This is a genomic window from Pseudomonas sivasensis, assembly GCF_052938085.1.
The window spans coordinates 3,993,158-4,009,325 of record NZ_CP176442.1 but is presented as its reverse complement, the minus strand read 5'-3'; the positions used below and the strand labels follow the sequence as shown (position 1 = coordinate 4,009,325).

The window sequence follows — 16,168 nt, the reverse complement described above, 5'->3', positions numbered from 1 at the left end:
ATAATTATGTTTTGCTTCGAAATGTATTTATATTTTTGTCGCTGAAGCGCTGCGTAAAATTGCTTCCGTTACGGGTGAACAAACGGCAGGTGCTCCACCGGGCGCCTGCCGCTGGATCGTTTTTTTTGATAGCATGCGCCGCATTATGAAGAAACCCGCCCATGACATGCGCCAGCACATCATCGATGTCGCCAGGTCGCTGATGACCCAGAAAGGTTACACCGCCGTTGGTCTTACCGAGCTGCTCGCGGCCGCGGGTGTACCTAAAGGGTCGTTCTATCACTACTTTCGATCAAAGGAAGAGTTCGGCCAAGCGCTGCTCGAAGAGTACTTTGAAGAGTACCTCACGTGTGTCGATGTGCAGTTGGCCAGTGAGGGCAGCGGCGCCGAACGTCTGCTGAGCTATCTACGCTATTGGGCCGAGACACAGGCGTTTGATCACACCGATCAAAAATGCCTGGTGGTCAAATTGGGTGCGGAAGTGTGTGATCTGTCCGAAAACATGCGCGGCGTACTTGAGAAGGGGACTGCCCTGATCATCGAGCGGATGGTTCGTTGTGTTGAGCAGGGTAAAGCGGATGGCTCCATAAGTGCGTCGGTTGACTCAGCAATATTGGCTGAAGCGCTCTACCAGATGTGGTTGGGCGCCTCGTTGTTGGTCAAGGTCAACAGAACACGCGAGCCTTTTGATGCTGCGCTTGATATGAGCCGACGCTTGTTGGCTTAGTGCCGATCGGCAGGCTTGGTCATGCTGCTCGATGGCACCACATGAATGCCAGGCTCCTGACTGATCGCGGCCTCAAGCAATGCCCGCGCAATCAGCGCCGGGGGGTTGAGACGCCAGCGTTCAGGTAACAGCGGCGATGCAAGCTTGAGCATCCGGATCAGTGCACGCTCGGCATGGCGCACTTCCTCACGCTTGCCTCCGATGACACCCGGCCGCACATACGTCAGCGATTCAAACCCCACCCTCGCCAGATCCTGTTCCAAGCGGCCTTTGACCTGGTTATAGAAAAACGAAGATCCCGCATCTGCGCCGATAGCCGAATTGAGCACGTAGGTCGGCGTTCCATGCGCGCGTGCGAGCCTGGCCACTGCCAATGGATAGGTGTGGTCAACTCGCTCGAAGGCTGCTCTGGAGCCGGCTGTTTTAAGCGTGGTACCCAGCGCGCAGATCACTGCATCTGCTTGCCAGCGATCAGCCTGTTCGTCCAAGTGATCAAAATCGATGGGCGTGGCGATGAGTTTAGGGTGCGCCGCCAAAGTCTTGCGTGTTGGCGCGTAGACCTTGCCGACGCGCGGATCCGACAGGGCCAGATCCAATACATGGCTGCCAACCAGCCCGCTTGCGCCGACCAGTAGCAGCTTGAATGTTGTGGGTTCGTTCATGCTTGAGTGCTATCCCGCACAAAACGCTGGATAGCCTTGTTGACCGGTGTGCTGCCTTGGGTCAGTTCGATGATGACGCGACTGACGCCGGGCTGTTCGATGATCTGCAACAAGGCTGCGGCGACATCGTCACGCGGCACGTCGCCATAGGGGATAGCCAGGCCAGCGTGGACCTTGCCACTGCCGGGTGAGTCCAGCAAGGTGCCGGGGCGCAGAATGACCCAGTCTAGATCGCTTGCGGCCAAATGCACGTCGGCGCGTTTTTTCACGACCATGTAGTTTTCGAAGGTCTCGGAAACCGATTTGCCACGCGATGCCTCTGGAAACGCCGACACAAGAATAAAGCGCTGGATGCCCGCCAACTCAGCCGCGGCTACGGACAGCTCAAGGCCGTGACCGTCGATGGCATCCGTCATCTGCGCGCCGCCTTTGCCGCCGGCACCCGCGGCGAATACCACGGTATCACTCCCCGCCATCAGCTTGGCCAGAGCCTCTGTGTCGAGGTCAAGCAAGTTACCGGCAACGGGGATGGCGCCGAGTGCTTCGAGTCCCTCGGCCTGTTCCGCATGACGGTATAACGAATGTGGTTGATGGCCTCGGTCTGCCAGTTGTCGAGCAAGGCTTCGGGCCACTTTACCCGAACCACCGACGATAAAAACTGAGTGCATAGTTCCTCCAGATCAGGCGATGTTTCAAAAATTTCCCGCTCAAGCGAACCTGAAAACGCGCTCGGCGAATGCACGCTGAAGGTTATTCTATATTGGTCACTACAGAAATTGTCAAGCGCCTGGGAGATTTGGCCCCGGGCACGCGCCTTGTGTTCAAACGGCGCCAGAGGCCAAAAAAATCAGCCCGGAATAAACAAATAAAATTGATTTTTCGCATCCATATATATTGTTTTAATTGTCTGCTGGAGACCGCTAGCATTGATGCACTATCAACAAAAGCTCAAAGAGTGGCCCCATGCAATTGCTCGGAAATTTGCTGAAAGCGGTTAAACCCTCGCCAACGCTGGCAATCACGCGCAAGGCGGCAGAGTTACGCCGCAATGGGGCCGATATCATCAGCCTGTCAACCGGCGAGCCGGACTTTCCAACCCCCGATCACATCAATGCGGCTGCCAAGGCGGCGATTGATGCAGGCCAGACCCGCTACACCGATGTCGACGGCACTCCAGAACTCAAAGCGGCGATCGTTCGAAAGTTTCAGCGTGAAAACGGCATCACCTACGCGACAGACGAAATCAGCGTCGGCACCGGCGGTAAGCAAGTGCTGATCAACGCGCTGCAGGCCACCCTTAACCCCGGAGATGAAGTCATCATTCCTGCGCCTTACTGGGTGTCCTATCCGGACATGGTGCGCCTGGCGGGGGGCACGCCCGTGGAAATCCCCTGCGCGGTCCATCAGCATTTCAAGATCACCGCCGAGCAACTCCAGCAAGCCATCACGCCGCGTACCAAGTGGCTGATTTTGAATTCGCCGAGCAACCCGACGGGGGCGGGTTATAGCGCGGCAGAGCTTGATCGGTTGGGCGCCGTATTGTTGGAGCATCCGCAGGTCTACGTGTTGACGGATGATATGTACGAGCACCTGAGTTACGACGGTTGGGTGTTTTCCACGCTGGCTTCGCAGGTGCCGGCGTTACATGGTCGCGTGGTGACCGTGAATGGCGTTTCAAAGGCCTATTCTATGACGGGCTGGCGCATTGGTTATGCGGGCGGTCCTAAACTTCTAATTGCTGCCATGGCCACCATTCAATCGCAGACCACGAGCAGCCCCTGCGCAATATCCCAGGCGGCTGCCGTGGCAGCGCTGGACGGGCCTATCGATTTTCTGGCTGAGCGCAATGAAGTGTTTCGTCAGCGCAGGGATCTTTGCCTGGACGCTTTTAACACCACTCCCGGCTTGGTGTGTCGCCGTCCGGAGGGCGCTTTTTATCTCTTCCCTTCATGCTCGGGGCTGTTCGGGCGCAAAACGCCTGCAGGTGTGGTGCTGACTAATGACGTGGATGTCTGCCAGTACCTGCTCGAAGCCGCACAGGTGGCGGTGGTGCCGGGGAGTGCGTTTGGGTTGGAGGGTTATTTCCGCATCTCCTTTGCGACCTCCACGGTGCTGCTGGAGCAGGCATGCGCGCGCATCAAGGCTGCGTGTGAACAGCTTGCTTGAGTGCAGCGTTTGGTTTAGCAGAGTTGGTTCCAGTCAAGCTGACAGGGAAGGGCTCAGCATCGCTACGGCTGTTGCGCCGATGCCTTGCAGATCTTCCCTGGTGGCAGCGTCATGTGCCTGCAGGGACATGCCTTCGAGCAATGTATTCAAGGCCGCGGCGAGCAGGCGAGTGTTGGTTTCCGGTTTGAGCTGACCTTGTTCCACTGCGCGATCCAAGCGCTGCTGTAAGTAGTCACGGCCTTCCTGGCGCAAGGCCTTGAGGGTCGCGGTGACTTCACCGGCATCGTCGGAGACATTGACTGCCGCGAGGACGACCATGCAGCCACAGGGCGCCTCGGGTTCGGTCAGGATCGACGCTGAGGTGTGGAAGAACTCGCTGATGGCGCGCACGATGTCTGGCTCGGTGTCCATGCGCTCCCACGTGGCATCCCAGAACGTCGCTTCGTAGTAGGCAACCGCTTCGAGAAATAACTTGGCTTTGTTGCCGAACGCCGCATACAGACTGGGAGGGCTGATGCTCATGGCTGAACACAATTCCGCCACAGAAGCCGGCTCGTAGCCACGCCTCCAAAACACTGCCAGCGCCTGCAGCAGAGCCTGGTCTCGATCAAACGCGCGCGGGCGTCCTTTTGCGCGTGGAACAGAGATTGGGGTGGAGTTGGTCATTGAGTGCAGCACCTTGGGGGCGTATCGCCAGACGAGCATGCCTGGAAGAAAGTTCTGCCCAATGATACACAAAATGAAATTTTCGGTTGCGCAGCGTAACTCTGAGCTTTCAGGTCGGCCGTGACGCGTGCCCAAGAGCCGGAACGTTGTATCGCTCAAGCACGTGGCCAATACCGCTCAATAGCGGTATCACATGCTTCGCAATATCAACGGCGACTGCGGTGGGCACCATCTCTGCGTTTCGGCGAAAAAACAGTGGATCCTGAAAAATCAGCCTGAGCTTGGACAGGCTGTTGCTGACCGCGGGCTGTCCGATGTTCAAGCGCTCGGACGCCCTGGTGACACTCTTTTCCTGATACAGCGCAGCGAAGATCACCAGGCAATTGAGGTTGAATTGCGCAAGGCACTCGGTATTGAACGTTGACGTGGGGGGAGGTGTGTTCATGAGCTTTACCCTGTCATTTGTCTTCGTTCGCCGTTGGTCGTAGAACGTGAAGCTATTCTAAAATCTACTAGACGACCGGTCTAGTTTTAAATAGAGTGGCTGCCTTATGAAAAAGCATCATTCTGAAACACGCCAACACATCCTGGATGTCGCCAGGACGTTGATGACTCACAAAGGCTACACCAGCGTAGGGTTGGCTGAGGTGGTAGCGGCTGCGAGCGTGCCTAAAGGTTCGTTCTACCACTACTTCAAATCCAAGGAAGAATTTGGTCAGGCATTGCTTGAACAGTATTTTTCCGACTACCTCGCAACAGTCGACACGCTGTTGATGGGTTCTGCACCCGCCGCGCAAAGGCTGCTGAGTTACTTCCAGTATTGGGCGCAAACCCAGTGTTCTGATTTGCCTACCGACAAGTGCCTGGTGGTCAAATTGGGCGCCGAGGTCTGTGACCTCTCGGAGGGCATGCGCCTGGTGCTCGACCGAGGTACGCAGGCCATCCACGCAAAGCTTGAGCGCTGTATTGAGCAGGGGCTTGTAGATGGTTCGATCACGTCCACAGCGCCAAGCGCGACGCTTGCGCAATCGCTCTATCAGGTTTGGCTCGGTGCTTCGTTGATGATGAAGATCGGCAAGCGCGACGACGCCTTTGAAACATCCCTGACGCTGGCAAAGCGACTTTTGTCGTAGCTATTTTTTTATCAATTTACTAGACGACCGGTCTATTTAGCTGAGGTCCATCATGACAGACAACGCCACTCGTACCGACTTATTCACCCCCATCAACCTGGGCGCAATGAAACTCGCCAACCGTATTTTGATGGCGCCCGTGACCCGTAGCCGCTATGCCGAAGATGGCATCCCCAACGAGCTGCACGCTGAGTATTACGCTCAACGCGCCACCGCGGGCTTGATCGTCGCCGAGGCCACCAATATTTCCGCGCAAGGCCGCGGTTACGCGGCCACTCCAGGCATCTGGAGTGAGGAGCAAGTTGCGGGCTGGAAGAAAGTCACGGACGCCGTGCATGCCGCCGGCGGGAAGATCGTCAGCCAGCTATGGCATGTGGGGCGGTTCTCCAGTGTTGAGCTGCAACCTGACGGTGCCGCACCGGTCGCGCCTTCCGCGATCAAGGCTGAAGGCGACACCTATACCACCAACGGCTTCGTTCCGGTGTCGATGCCACGGGCGCTTGAAACCGATGAGATCCCGGGGATCATCGAGCAGTACAAACGTGCTGCCGAGAATGCCAAGCGCGCTGGTTTTGATGGTGTAGAGGTTCATTCGGCCAACAGCTACCTGCTGGACCAGTTCCTGCGGGACTCGACCAACCATCGCACCGACCAGTACGGCGGCTCCATCGAGAACCGTGCGCGTCTGACCCTGGAAGTGACCGAAGCAATCGTCAAGATCTGGGGCAACGACCGGGTTGGCATCCGCCTGTCGCCGGTCACGCCTGACGCCGGCAACACGCCGCCCGACAGCAACGTGATGGCGATGTATGGCTACCTGATCCAGCAACTGAACGCATTCGACCTGGCTTACCTGCACTTCGTTGAAGGCGCTACCGCCACCTCGCGTGATGTACCGGAAGGCGTGGACATGGACGCATTGAGCGCGCAGTTCAACGGGCCATTCATCGGCAACAACAACTACGACCTGGACATGGCTATCGAGCGCCGCGCCCAAGGCAAGATCGACGCCGTAGCGTTTGGCCGCCTGTTTATCTCCAACCCGGATCTGGTTGAGCGCTTGCGTCGTGGGGCCGAACTGACCATCGCACCGCGCGAGTCGTACTACGGCGGCGGCGCGAAGGCCTACACCGACTGGCCCGTCGGCAACTACTGATCCCGTTATATCCGCGATAACCCCAAAAACTGTCCGCACAGACGGGCAGTCACCAACGAGAGTAACGCCCATGAACTATCTGCAGAATAAAACCGCGATCATCACTGGCGCATCGTCCGGGCTGGGTGCTGCATCGGCACGTGCCTTAGCTGAGAAAGGCGTTCGAATCGTCGCGGCAGCCCTGGACCAGCAAGGCCTGGACGCCATGGTCAGCGAGTTGAAAGGCAAGGGCGGGGACGCGGTAGGTCGCGTCAGCGACGTTACCAACCCTGAGGATATGAAAGCGCTCGCGCAATTCGCCCAGGACTCTTTCGGTTCGGTGGATATCCTGATCAACAACGCAGGCTTGATGCTGTTTTCCAACTGGGTCGACCTGGCCACCGATGATTGGGAAAAGATGATCAACGTGAACATCAAAGGCTACCTGCATGCTATCGCAGCGGTGTTGCCGTTCATGCTGAAACAGAAGTCGGGCCAGATCCTGAATATGGATTCGGTCGCCGGTCACCAGGTCGGGCCTGCTGCGGGTATCTACAGCGCCACCAAGTTCTTCGTGCAGGCCATGACTGAGTCGATGCGCAAAGAGCTGGGCGTTCAGCACGGCATCCGTGTCAACACGGTCAGCCCGGGTGTGATCAACACCGGTTGGGCCGATAAAGTCACCGACCCGGCAGGCCGTAAAGCGGCGCAAGAGCTGAATAAAATCGCTATCTCGCCGGACGATATTGGGCGCGCAGTGGTGTATGCACTGAATCAGCCTGAAAACGTCACCGTCAACGACCTGATCATTTCGCCGACCCGCCAGGATTGGTAAGTCATAAGCGTTGAAATCACCCAGCCCAGGCACCGCCGCAACGCCGTGTGCCTGGGCGCTACAGGATCCGTCCTGTCCGCCCAAGTAAAAGCAATGAGTCCCTTCAATAACACTCGCATTTTGATTGTTGACGGTGGCGCTGGCGAAGAGCCTGCGAGCCCGGTTTGAAGGCAAAGCCCTGCCGACCTATGTCTACAGGGACTATGGCTTGCTGGTCTCGCTGTCACGCTATTCGGCGGTGGGTTACCTGATGGGTAAACTCACGGGCAGTGTGACGCTGGAAGGATGGTTGGCGCGGGCGTTCTATGCATCGCTGTACCGCATGCCCCAAGTCGCGCGCTATGGCCTGGTACCCTCGGGATTACTGATGTTGGGTAACCACTTGTTGGGGCCAGGCACCGTGCCTCGGTTGAAACTGCACTAGATCACTGATGGGGTTAGCGCTTCTCCGATCGCATAAAAGTGGCCGCCTGCGATGTAGTGCAGGCTACGAAAGTCCGGGTGCGCACGCTCAAAGTGCCAATGGCCGTCGCTGAATACCCGTGTGTCGGCCCAGGCAGCGACGACTTCACCGATAAACAGGTCGTAGGTCGACTGGTTGTGAGGTTCGGGCAATAGTTTGCACGCAAGCCAGGCCGAGCAGCCGGCCACGAATGGCACGTCATGGCCGCTGATACTGAACCGCTCGACGCCGCTATGAGCCAGCTTCTGTGGATCTTCCTGGAGGCTGACGCTGCCCACATCGCAGGTCAATTGCAGCTGTGCCACCGTCGGAACCTGAATCACAAACACGCCGCTAAGCTCTACGAGTTCGCGGGTTTGGGCGATCTTGTCCAGCACCACAGTGACTTTGGGGGGTGAGAAATCCAATGCACAGGCCCATGCCGCGGCCATCACATTTCGAGTCTCCTCGTGTTGAGCAGATACCAGCACGGTGGGGCCGTGGTTGATCAGCCGGTAGGCCTTTTCAAGCGGCACTTCGGCAATGTGGTCGTGCATCGTCACTCCAGAAAAATGAAACCCCGCATCCATTGCTGGAGCGGGGTAGGGCACATTCACGCTGTAGCGGTTTGGTTCAGGTATACCTGGAGGCTTTCATGACCGCCGACAATGAGCGACTCGATGGTCGAGGTCCATTGCCCCTGGGGATCAGGCTCGCGTGTGTCGAAGGTCGCAGACCACAGAATCACGGTTTTCTGTTCGCCGGTCAGCGGAATCAGTCGCACGGTCAACACGTAGTTGTCGACGGGCAGTGGTGCTTCAACGAAGCGGTAGGAGAACTGCAGATTCACCGCGTCTACCGACAACAACTGCTCGCGCAGAATGGCGCCGTCCTGCAACGTCAGCCGACGGATGCAGCCAACCAGTCCGTCAGGCTGACCGTCTTCGATGACGCTCTGCGGGATCGCCGGGTGCCACTGGCTGATCTTGCCGAAGCGCTTGAGTACATCCCAAACGCGCTCGGCGCCGCCGTCTACAACGGCGTTGTATTCAACTTTTGCCATGATTCATCACCTTAAGAAACAGCATTGCGTTCAGGCCGCTCGGGTCAGCCTTCGAACTGGTGATAAACCTTGGCGATCACCTTCCAGGTGCCGTCGATTTTGATCAGTGTCAGGTAATCGTTGTAGTCGGCACCGATCGCGTCCTTTTCCATATCCACCCTTACCACGGCGGTGGTTGGGGTGATCGCCAGCACGTCCAGGCGGGTACTGATATCCGGGGCCGTGCCATTGGTACGGACGAAGTCGAACAGGTTGCTGATCGGGCCGCCCAACAGTTTGCCGTTGGTGAAGCCGTACATCACTGCTTCCTTGTGGAAGGCCTGCTCCAGCACTTCCGGGCTGCCGGCACGCAGGCCGTCAGCGTATTGCTGGGCCACGGCGACAACGGCGTTGTAGTCCTGGGTGGGTACAGCTTTGATGTTTTTGCTCATGGTCAAACGCCTTCGCATGGTTTTGGCGCCAATAGGGCGCGGTTCAAACGGCTGGGTTAAGGAGCAACGTGGGTGTGGTAGATCTTGCTGATGACGGTCCACTTTCCGTCAACCTTCAGCAGGTTGAAGAAATCGGTGAAGCAGAAGCCGGAGATGTCATTGGTATCGATACGTGCGCTGGCAGCGGTGCCTACGATATCGACGTTGACGATGGCGCCTTTGGCTTCCGGTGAGGGACGGAAGGCGCTGTCGATGATGTCGAACAGACCCTGGATCGGGCCTCCGGTCAGCTTGCCTTCGCCATCTACACCAAAGATGGTGGCCTGCTCGCTGAAGGCAGGTTTCATGAGGCTGCTTTTGGCCTGCTTGCCACCTTCGTTGTAGTGGTTCAGCACCGTGACGATGGCGTTGTAGTCTTCGACGTAAGTTGGGTTGCTCATGGTGTAACTCCTAGTTTGAAGAGGGTGGAAGAAGGGCTTGGTTGATCGCTTTGCGTGCATAACCAGCGATGGTCAGTAAGGCGATCAATGCAACGACCAGACCCGTCCAAGTCATCATTTGAGTCGATCGATGGGTCGTTACCTCGCCACTGATTATCTGTGCGACATCAGCCGCCAGAGAGCCCAGGTACGCATACAGAAATGTTCCAGGAAGCAGGCCGATCCAAGTCGCCAGCAGGAAATCTCGACGGGCGATTCGGCTGGCTCCGAGTCCGTAGCTCAGCGGAGCGAACGGCACGATGGACGCCAGGCGCAAGAGGAAAACAATTCGAAAACCTCCTGACTCGATTGCGTGGTCGACCGCCGCTGATGTGGGGCTGTTCGCCAGGCGTCGTTTGACCCAAGGGCGCAGAAGCGATCTGCCCAAGGCAAACGCGACCGCTGCAGAGAGCAAGCCAGCGGGCGAGATGAGCAGCGTTCCGCCCATCGGGCCGTACAAAAAACCTGCGAGCGCCGTGAGCATCGAGGCGGGTACGAAGGCTACAGTGCCCACCACAAATATCGCGGCATACAGCGCAGTCCCGACGACTCCGAGCGAGCGAATAATCTCGGTCCACTGCACGACGCTGTGTACGGCCAGGTCTATCACGTTGCCTATCCGACTCATTCAGTTTGTGGGAATGCTTCCCGTCCAGCGCATCACTGAAAGCCATTTAATTAGCGATCGCTACATATTGCGTGCATTCTATAGTGACCACTACAGTTGGTGTCAAGACATTACTTTCGGTGTTGGTGAGCGCAATAATATTGCGCTGCAACTGATCCTGCCGATTCAGCCTGATTGCCCGGTTAGGTAGGAGAAAAACCCTTGCTCTGGTGCGGTTTAACCGCTCGTCCGTTCGCGTTTTAAATCGACAAAAAACAAGTCGATACACCAAGTGCTCTTTCACTGGCGTAATAAAAAATACTTATAAATCAGTGGCTAAATCACAAAGTGCAGGTCTCGCTTCCCGCTCCAAGCATTAAAAAGCCACTCAAGTGAGTGGCTTTTTTTGCCTGTGATTTAGGGAGTGGACGCTTCGGTGTCTTTTTTATGTGGGGTCAATGTTAGCGACGTGCTGAGTACCCGCAGCTTCATCCCGTCTCTGTCTTACCAGCGTCGACGCTTGTATGGAGCCGCCGCTGTTGAGCAATGCGTTGCAATGGCCGAGCGACTGCGCCAACTCGGCGAATGTGCGCTTGGAGGCATTCAAAGAGGGAATGCGCTTTACTTTGGAACCCTGGTTTCCCGGTTGAGGCTCAGTGCAACGAATTCGTCCTTCCGGTTGATGGGCACCAGAACAGGTCGCATGGGTGGGTCAAAGCTGCGCGTGAGGTGAGCCAATAAGCGGGGATAACGATACCCGCGGACTGATGTACTCGACGGGGGCACGCCAGGGCGTGCGACAACGACCCTAACTACCGATGTCACTCAGTGGCAAACCGCTGCCTTTTTATCCGGTACATATCACCGTCTGCATGGCTAAGCAGCGTATCGGCGTCCTCTCCGTCCGCCGGATAGCACGCCACGCCGACACTGCAGGACGGCATTTGTACCCCGTCAAATTCAGCGCTCAACGGCTCGGCCATGACCGCGAGGATTTGCGCCACCCTCTCCGCGATAGCGTCCTTCGACGGCACATCGGTCAGCAGTACGGTGAATTCATCACCGCCCATCCGTGCCACCAAGTCACTCTCGCGTACGCAACGTTCCAACCGTCGAGCAATCACACACAGCACGCGATCGCCCATGGCATGGCCATGCACATCGTTGATGCCCTTGAAGTCATTGATATCCAGAAACAGCAGCGCCAGGGTGCTGTTGTGAGTCTGTGCGGCGTGCAGGGCCTGGTTCAGTTGATCATTGAACAACGACCGGTTGGTCAGCGCTGTCAGTGGGTCATGATGGGCGAGGAAGCGTAGTTCCTCTTCGGCTTTGGTAAGGGCTGTCACGTCCCTGGCGACCCCGATCCGTGCGCCCACCTCCTTGGACCAGAAAGCTGCCCACAGGATGTGCACGATACTGCCGTCCTTGCGGATATAGCGGTTGCGGAAGTCGACATGGGGTTTGCCATTCATCACCCGGACAATCGAGGCCCGCGTGCGTGGCAGGTCTTCAGGGTGCATGTAATGGGTGATCAGAGTGCCGGTCAGTTCTTCTGCACGGTAGCCGAGCAATGCCTCGCAGGCATCGCTCACAAACACAATCTGGTTTTCACTGTCGACGACAAACACCGTATCCAGCATCAGGTGGATAAGTTTGGGATAGAGAGCTTGCAGGTCTACGGGCATGATGCATCGGGTATCCGGTTCATATCTGCCGATCATAGCCCGATCATGAAGGGCGGCGGCGAGCAATTCTGCTAATTTTCAGTGCCCTCTGCGGCTTTTCATCTCACACGGTCATTGCCTTGCGGCACACATCCAAAATTTCATCCGCCAATGGCGAGTCATCGGGACAGGCCCGGGATAACACCACGGCGCCGACCGCATGGGCGAATCGGTTGATCATCTGTTCCCGAGCGTCCTTATCCAGCTCGGCAGCGTCCTGCTGAAGGGCGGCCAATGCGTTTTCAATGCCTTCGGCGAACGTTGCCTTTACCGTTTGCGATTGACGCGCCGCGTCCCCGCACAGGGCCGACATCGTGCAACCCTGGCCGGGGGCATCACGGTGCTCTCTGGATACGTAGCGATTGAAGAACTCATCGGCGCCCAGCCCGGCGCTGTTGGTCAGCGATTGGGACAGCCCGTTTGCGGCGGCTTCAGCCATTAAGTCGGCTTTGGACCCGAAATGCTTGTAGAACCCGCCATGGGTGAACCCGGCTTCTGCCATGAGGTCTGCCACGCCGACACCGTCATAGCCGCGCTCACGGAACAATCTGGAGGCCGTTTCGACGATGTGCGCGCGGTTTAACTGCACTTGTGCCTTGCTGACCCTCATACCTTTACCCTCGCTGGTGACGACTGTTTTCGGTGCTCACTATACATTGATGTCAATCAACATCAAAACCATTGACGGATAAGATTATGATCGACATCATAAGTCCCGCCACACTCAATCATCGTTAATCCAGAGAGCACAGTCATGACGAACGCTTCTTCTATCCTGATTACCGGCGCGTCCAGCGGCATTGGCGCCACCTATGCCGATCGCTTCGCCCAGCGCGGCCACAACCTGATACTGGTCGCCCGCGACAAGGCGCGGCTGGAAGCGCTGGCGGCGCGCTTGCGCCAGGAGCACGGTGTTGATGTCGACGTGCTACAGGCCGACCTTACCCAGGAGGCGGACTTGGCTGTGGTCGAAGCGCGCCTGCGCGATGACACGCGCATCGGTGTGCTGATCAACAACGCCGGCGCGGCCCAGACGGGAGATTTCCTGGCGCAGACGGGCGAGAGCATTGAGCAACTGATCGCGCTGAACGTCACCTCGCTGACGCGACTCGCTCGCGCAGTCGCACCGAGGTTGGTGCAGGCCGGCGAGGGGGCAATCGTGAATATTGGCTCGGTGGTTGGTCTGGCGCCGGAGTTGGGAATGACTCTGTATGGCGCGACTAAAGCGTTCGTGCAATTCCTTTCCCAGGGCATGAGCATGGAGCTCTCTGGCAAAGGCGTTTATGTGCAAGCGGTGTTGCCGGCAGCCACCCGTACGGAAATCTGGGAGCGCTCGGGCATCGACATCAACACGCTGCCAGAGGTCATGGATGTGGGTGAACTGGTGGATGCCGCACTGGTCGGTTTTGACCGGCGTGAACTCGTGACCATCCCGCCACTGCATGACGCCGCGCGCTGGGACGGTCTTCAGTCCGCGCGTCAGGGCTTGTTGTCGGAGCTGCGTCAGGCTCGCGCTGCTGAGCGCTATCGCCCACAGTAACGGGTGCGTGTTTGAGTCCACGGCGCAGGCTTTGGCCTATGGGGACGCGGGGCGGGCTAAAGGGAAGGTTGTCGTACAACTGAATGCGCTATGATGGGCATTCATTCGCCAACCGAGATACCTGTTCTTGATGGACAACCCGAACGTCCAGCCCACCGTTCGCCGCCGGCACCGCAGTCTGGCTGAAGAATTGGTCACCGAGCTTTCCCGGCGCATTTGCAGCGGGGAGCTCCCGCGAGCAACCAAGCTGCCTACCGAATCTGAAGTGATGGCCGAGCACGGTGTGAGTCGCACCGTGGTGCGCGAGGCCATTTCGCGTCTGCAAGCGTCTGGCCTGGTGGAAACGCGGCACGGCGTCGGCACGTTTGTGAAGGATATTCCCAGCCCCAGCGGATTTCGAATTGACCCTGACACCATCGTCACCTTGCAGGACGTGCTGGCAGTGCTGGAGTTGCGCATCTGTCTGGAAGTAGAAGCTGCCGGTCTGGCCTGCCTGGGTCGCACCGACCAGCAATTGCAGGTGATGCGCGACTCGCTGGACGCGCTGAATTCGCGGGCGGTGAGTGCCGACTACGCGGTATCGGCGGACTTCCAGTTTCACCAGCAGATCGCGCTGGCCACCGGCAATCGCTACTTCACCGACATCATGTTGCACCTGGGGGTCAACATCCTGCCGCGTACGCGCCTGCACTCAAAACGCTTGGCCAACGCCAACAAGGAACCTTACCTGGAGCGCCTGAGCCGCGAGCACGAGGATATCTACAAAGCCATCCTGCGCCGTGACGCAGACGCCGCTCGCGCCGCGATGCGCCTGCACTTGTCCAACAGTCGCGAGCGTATGCGCCGGGCCTATGAAGCCGCCGCCGCTGAATTGTCGAACGGCCCCGCTGCGGTGAACGCGCCGCCCTGAAGTCGGCCACCGGGCTCATCCGCCGACGGTTGCGGTTGCTGCTCGACCTTGGCGCGAAAGGGTTCCGAGCTGTCCTGCGGCGCAAAGCCCAGGTGCTCGGCGTGCCGATTGCTCCACCAGCGCTCCTTATTGTCCGAAACGCCATACACCACACTGTGCCCCACATCCTTGGCCAGCAGGGCGCGGGCCACCAGGTGATCGAGGTCCGCGTAACTCAGCCAGGTGTGCAGCATCCGCCGGTTGCGCGGTTCGGGGAATGACGAGCCGATGCGCAAGCTCACGGTTTCAATCCCGTATCGATGAAAGTAGAACGCCGCCAGGTCTTCGCCGTACGCCTTGGAAAGCGCGTAGTAACCATCCGGGCGGCGCTGTGCGTGCACATCCAGTTCAACGTCTTGAGGGTAAAAACCGGTGACGTGATTGGAGCTGGCGAACACAACCCGTTTGACGCCCTGTTGTCGCGCCGCCTCGTAAATGTGGAAGGTGCCGCGAATATTGGCGTCGAGAATTTCTTCGAACGGCCGCTCCACTGAAATCCCGCCCAAATGCACGATCGCGTCAACGCCGTCGACCAGCGCCGCCACGGCAGCCTTGTCGGCCAGGTTGCACTGGATCACTTCGTCGTGTTCACCCGCGCTGGGCGCCATCGCGCTGATGTCCGAGGCGCGCACGATGTGGGCATGGGCCTGCAAGGTTTCCCGCAGGATCTGCCCCAGGCCGCCGGCGGCGCCGGTGAGCAAAATGCGGGTGAAGGGTTTGGGTTGTGTGGTCATGGTCAGGTCTTCCATTGAGCGCTGAATGCAAAGCGATTGCCTGGCGAGCGATGCGCGTTCGCCAGGCAAGTCGCGGGGAGGGGGCTTTACATGAAGTTGTATTGAACGCCCAAGCGCCACCGCGCCTGACGGTCTTCTGAGGTGGAGTTGACCTTCACATCACCAATCTCCATGAACGGGGCCCATTCCTTGGTGAGCTTGTATTTGACGATCAGGTTCTGTTCGTAATCGCTCTTCTTGTTGTCGTAGCGGATGTAGTCAGTCTTGAAATAGATGAACTGATATTCGTACGCCCACTTACTGGCCGGTGTGTAGCCGAGCCAGCCCTCGAAACGATGGGTGGTCTGGTCATCCTTGATGTGATCGGGCAAATCCTCGTTGACCTGATCGCGGTCCAGCTTCTTGGTGTCCAGGCGATAGCGCGTGGCGGCGTAGAAGGCGTCGTTGATCTTGTAGTTGTACTTGAGGCCCAGCTTGTAGGTGGTCGAGTCCTTCGAGCTGTCCATCTGGAACGCGGGGGTCAACGTCGATTGCGGGCTGAGCTTGTAGTTGTAGCTGACGGTGAACTCATGCCCGTTGTTGACCATGTTGTCGTACGCGACATCTTCACGGTCCCCGGCTGTGCGGTATTTCATCTCCGCTTCAAATCCCAGGCCACTGTCCAGACGGTAGTTGAGCTTGATTCGATCAGCGTGGGCGCTGTCTTCCTCGGTGAACTGGTGGCGGTAGTTGATGCTGGCAGAGTCAGCGCTGACGTAGAGCGGCAGGCTGAAGGTCAGGGCAGTAACGAGCGTGCGTAGGGTGGTGTTCATACGGTCTTCTTTTTTGTTTTTGTTAGGGTCGTTTGACGGTTGCTACGGCAATACGTTGTTGCG

20 protein-coding genes and 1 pseudogene are annotated in these 16,168 nt (G+C 58.0%); 8 read left to right on the top strand and 13 right to left on the bottom strand.

Annotation, left to right across the window (positions count from 1 at the left end; genetic code table 11):
* Positions 1–145: 145 nt before the first annotated feature.
* On the top strand, positions 146–727 hold the full coding sequence (locus ACKZ62_RS18320; RefSeq protein ID WP_163034946.1) for a TetR/AcrR family transcriptional regulator: 582 nt from the start codon (positions 146–148) through the stop codon (positions 725–727).
* On the opposite strand, the gene ACKZ62_RS18315 is transcribed toward ACKZ62_RS18320, so the two are convergent.
* Together ACKZ62_RS18315 and ACKZ62_RS18310 are read right to left on the bottom strand one after the other, a co-directional pair.
* Complete coding sequence (locus tag ACKZ62_RS18315) at positions 724–1,389, bottom strand: NAD-dependent epimerase/dehydratase family protein (RefSeq protein WP_447095629.1); 666 nt, start codon at positions 1,387–1,389, stop codon at positions 724–726. The two genes, ACKZ62_RS18320 and ACKZ62_RS18315, sit on opposite strands and share 4 nt — an antisense overlap.
* Complete coding sequence (locus tag ACKZ62_RS18310) at positions 1,386–2,057, bottom strand: SDR family oxidoreductase (RefSeq protein ID WP_447095628.1); 672 nt, start codon at positions 2,055–2,057, stop codon at positions 1,386–1,388. Before ACKZ62_RS18310 ends, ACKZ62_RS18315 begins: the two co-directional genes overlap by 4 nt.
* Before the next feature lie 295 nt (positions 2,058–2,352).
* On the opposite strand from ACKZ62_RS18310, the gene ACKZ62_RS18305 reads away from it, so the two are divergent.
* On the top strand, positions 2,353–3,555 hold the full coding sequence (locus tag ACKZ62_RS18305) for a pyridoxal phosphate-dependent aminotransferase (RefSeq protein WP_447095627.1): 1,203 nt from the start codon (positions 2,353–2,355) through the stop codon (positions 3,553–3,555).
* 33 nt (positions 3,556–3,588) lie between these two features.
* On the opposite strand, the gene ACKZ62_RS18300 is transcribed toward ACKZ62_RS18305, so the two are convergent.
* Together ACKZ62_RS18300 and ACKZ62_RS18295 are read right to left on the bottom strand one after the other, a co-directional pair.
* Positions 3,589–4,221, bottom strand: a complete 633-nt coding sequence (locus ACKZ62_RS18300) for a TetR/AcrR family transcriptional regulator (RefSeq protein WP_122764063.1) — start codon at positions 4,219–4,221, stop codon at positions 3,589–3,591.
* 109 nt (positions 4,222–4,330) lie between these two features.
* Entirely contained in the window at positions 4,331–4,666 is a 336-nt protein-coding gene (locus ACKZ62_RS18295; RefSeq protein ID WP_032885494.1) for a LysR family transcriptional regulator, read from the bottom strand.
* A gap of 106 nt (positions 4,667–4,772) precedes the next feature.
* Here ACKZ62_RS18295 and ACKZ62_RS18290 point away from each other — a divergent pair, with 106 nt between their 5' ends.
* From ACKZ62_RS18290 to ACKZ62_RS18275, 4 genes and pseudogenes are all read left to right on the top strand, one after another.
* Positions 4,773–5,354 carry a TetR/AcrR family transcriptional regulator gene (locus ACKZ62_RS18290; RefSeq protein WP_010656561.1) on the top strand — a complete coding sequence of 194 codons (582 nt, stop codon included), beginning with the start codon at positions 4,773–4,775 and terminating at the stop codon, positions 5,352–5,354.
* A gap of 52 nt (positions 5,355–5,406) precedes the next feature.
* Positions 5,407–6,510, top strand: coding sequence for an alkene reductase (locus tag ACKZ62_RS18285; protein WP_122764064.1), 1,104 nt, complete (start codon positions 5,407–5,409; stop codon positions 6,508–6,510).
* A 70-nt stretch (positions 6,511–6,580) separates the two neighbouring features.
* Positions 6,581–7,324, top strand: a complete 744-nt coding sequence (locus tag ACKZ62_RS18280; RefSeq protein WP_122764065.1) for an SDR family oxidoreductase — start codon at positions 6,581–6,583, stop codon at positions 7,322–7,324.
* A gap of 139 nt (positions 7,325–7,463) precedes the next feature.
* Positions 7,464–7,748 (top strand): annotated as a pseudogene (locus ACKZ62_RS18275) (FAD-dependent oxidoreductase); the annotation flags it as partial.
* On the opposite strand, the gene ACKZ62_RS18270 reads toward ACKZ62_RS18275, so the two are convergent.
* From ACKZ62_RS18270 to ACKZ62_RS18240, 7 genes are all read right to left on the bottom strand, one after another.
* Positions 7,745–8,323 (bottom strand): flavin reductase family protein, encoded by a 579-nt coding sequence (locus tag ACKZ62_RS18270; protein ID WP_447095626.1) that lies wholly within the window; start codon positions 8,321–8,323, stop codon positions 7,745–7,747. The pseudogene ACKZ62_RS18275 and the gene ACKZ62_RS18270 overlap by 4 nt on opposite strands.
* 56 nt (positions 8,324–8,379) lie before the next feature.
* Positions 8,380–8,829 (bottom strand): SRPBCC family protein, encoded by a 450-nt coding sequence (locus tag ACKZ62_RS18265; RefSeq protein WP_122764066.1) that lies wholly within the window; start codon positions 8,827–8,829, stop codon positions 8,380–8,382.
* Between the two features lie 44 nt (positions 8,830–8,873).
* On the bottom strand, positions 8,874–9,260 hold the full coding sequence (locus tag ACKZ62_RS18260; protein WP_032885487.1) for a nuclear transport factor 2 family protein: 387 nt from the start codon (positions 9,258–9,260) through the stop codon (positions 8,874–8,876).
* A gap of 56 nt (positions 9,261–9,316) precedes the next feature.
* Positions 9,317–9,700 (bottom strand): nuclear transport factor 2 family protein, encoded by a 384-nt coding sequence (locus ACKZ62_RS18255; RefSeq protein WP_010656555.1) that lies wholly within the window; start codon positions 9,698–9,700, stop codon positions 9,317–9,319.
* Between the two features lie 10 nt (positions 9,701–9,710).
* On the bottom strand, positions 9,711–10,349 hold the full coding sequence (locus ACKZ62_RS18250) for a TVP38/TMEM64 family protein (RefSeq protein ID WP_122764082.1): 639 nt from the start codon (positions 10,347–10,349) through the stop codon (positions 9,711–9,713).
* Positions 10,350–11,167: 818 nt separating this feature from the next.
* Positions 11,168–12,031 carry a sensor domain-containing diguanylate cyclase gene (locus ACKZ62_RS18245; RefSeq protein WP_032885553.1) on the bottom strand — a complete coding sequence of 288 codons (864 nt, stop codon included), beginning with the start codon at positions 12,029–12,031 and terminating at the stop codon, positions 11,168–11,170.
* 103 nt (positions 12,032–12,134) lie between these two features.
* A complete protein-coding gene (locus ACKZ62_RS18240) occupies positions 12,135–12,680 on the bottom strand; it encodes a TetR/AcrR family transcriptional regulator (protein WP_032885485.1) in 546 nt (181 codons plus the stop codon).
* 144 nt (positions 12,681–12,824) lie between these two features.
* Here ACKZ62_RS18240 and ACKZ62_RS18235 point away from each other — a divergent pair, with 144 nt between their 5' ends.
* Both ACKZ62_RS18235 and ACKZ62_RS18230 read left to right on the top strand, forming a co-directional pair.
* Positions 12,825–13,610 (top strand): SDR family NAD(P)-dependent oxidoreductase, encoded by a 786-nt coding sequence (locus tag ACKZ62_RS18235; protein WP_447095625.1) that lies wholly within the window; start codon positions 12,825–12,827, stop codon positions 13,608–13,610.
* A gap of 130 nt (positions 13,611–13,740) precedes the next feature.
* Positions 13,741–14,520 (top strand): FadR/GntR family transcriptional regulator, encoded by a 780-nt coding sequence (locus ACKZ62_RS18230; protein ID WP_032885483.1) that lies wholly within the window; start codon positions 13,741–13,743, stop codon positions 14,518–14,520.
* On the opposite strand, the gene ACKZ62_RS18225 is transcribed toward ACKZ62_RS18230, so the two are convergent.
* Positions 14,460–15,293: an NAD-dependent epimerase/dehydratase family protein gene (locus ACKZ62_RS18225; protein WP_095186447.1), complete on the bottom strand. Its 834-nt coding sequence runs from the start codon at positions 15,291–15,293 to the stop codon at positions 14,460–14,462. The genes ACKZ62_RS18230 and ACKZ62_RS18225 overlap by 61 nt on opposite strands.
* Positions 15,294–15,379: 86 nt before the next feature.
* Positions 15,380–16,105 (bottom strand): oligogalacturonate-specific porin KdgM family protein, encoded by a 726-nt coding sequence (locus ACKZ62_RS18220; protein ID WP_032885482.1) that lies wholly within the window; start codon positions 16,103–16,105, stop codon positions 15,380–15,382.
* Positions 16,106–16,168 lie beyond the last annotated feature (63 nt).

Coding starts and splice junctions, on each gene's coding strand:
- ACKZ62_RS18320 (WP_163034946.1), top strand. CDS start 146: ATGAAGAAACCCGCCCATGACATGCGCCAGCACATCATCGATGTCGCC.
- ACKZ62_RS18315 (WP_447095629.1), bottom strand. CDS start 1,389: ATGAACGAACCCACAACATTCAAGCTGCTACTGGTCGGCGCAAGCGGG.
- ACKZ62_RS18310 (WP_447095628.1), bottom strand. CDS start 2,057: ATGCACTCAGTTTTTATCGTCGGTGGTTCGGGTAAAGTGGCCCGAAGC.
- ACKZ62_RS18305 (WP_447095627.1), top strand. CDS start 2,353: ATGCAATTGCTCGGAAATTTGCTGAAAGCGGTTAAACCCTCGCCAACG.
- ACKZ62_RS18300 (WP_122764063.1), bottom strand. CDS start 4,221: ATGACCAACTCCACCCCAATCTCTGTTCCACGCGCAAAAGGACGCCCG.
- ACKZ62_RS18295 (WP_032885494.1), bottom strand. CDS start 4,666: ATGAACACACCTCCCCCCACGTCAACGTTCAATACCGAGTGCCTTGCG.
- ACKZ62_RS18290 (WP_010656561.1), top strand. CDS start 4,773: ATGAAAAAGCATCATTCTGAAACACGCCAACACATCCTGGATGTCGCC.
- ACKZ62_RS18285 (WP_122764064.1), top strand. CDS start 5,407: ATGACAGACAACGCCACTCGTACCGACTTATTCACCCCCATCAACCTG.
- ACKZ62_RS18280 (WP_122764065.1), top strand. CDS start 6,581: ATGAACTATCTGCAGAATAAAACCGCGATCATCACTGGCGCATCGTCC.
- ACKZ62_RS18270 (WP_447095626.1), bottom strand. CDS start 8,323: ATGCACGACCACATTGCCGAAGTGCCGCTTGAAAAGGCCTACCGGCTG.
- ACKZ62_RS18265 (WP_122764066.1), bottom strand. CDS start 8,829: ATGGCAAAAGTTGAATACAACGCCGTTGTAGACGGCGGCGCCGAGCGC.
- ACKZ62_RS18260 (WP_032885487.1), bottom strand. CDS start 9,260: ATGAGCAAAAACATCAAAGCTGTACCCACCCAGGACTACAACGCCGTT.
- ACKZ62_RS18255 (WP_010656555.1), bottom strand. CDS start 9,700: ATGAGCAACCCAACTTACGTCGAAGACTACAACGCCATCGTCACGGTG.
- ACKZ62_RS18245 (WP_032885553.1), bottom strand. CDS start 12,031: ATGCCCGTAGACCTGCAAGCTCTCTATCCCAAACTTATCCACCTGATG.
- ACKZ62_RS18240 (WP_032885485.1), bottom strand. CDS start 12,680: ATGAGGGTCAGCAAGGCACAAGTGCAGTTAAACCGCGCGCACATCGTC.
- ACKZ62_RS18235 (WP_447095625.1), top strand. CDS start 12,825: ATGACGAACGCTTCTTCTATCCTGATTACCGGCGCGTCCAGCGGCATT.
- ACKZ62_RS18230 (WP_032885483.1), top strand. CDS start 13,741: ATGGACAACCCGAACGTCCAGCCCACCGTTCGCCGCCGGCACCGCAGT.
- ACKZ62_RS18225 (WP_095186447.1), bottom strand. CDS start 15,293: ATGACCACACAACCCAAACCCTTCACCCGCATTTTGCTCACCGGCGCC.
- ACKZ62_RS18220 (WP_032885482.1), bottom strand. CDS start 16,105: ATGAACACCACCCTACGCACGCTCGTTACTGCCCTGACCTTCAGCCTG.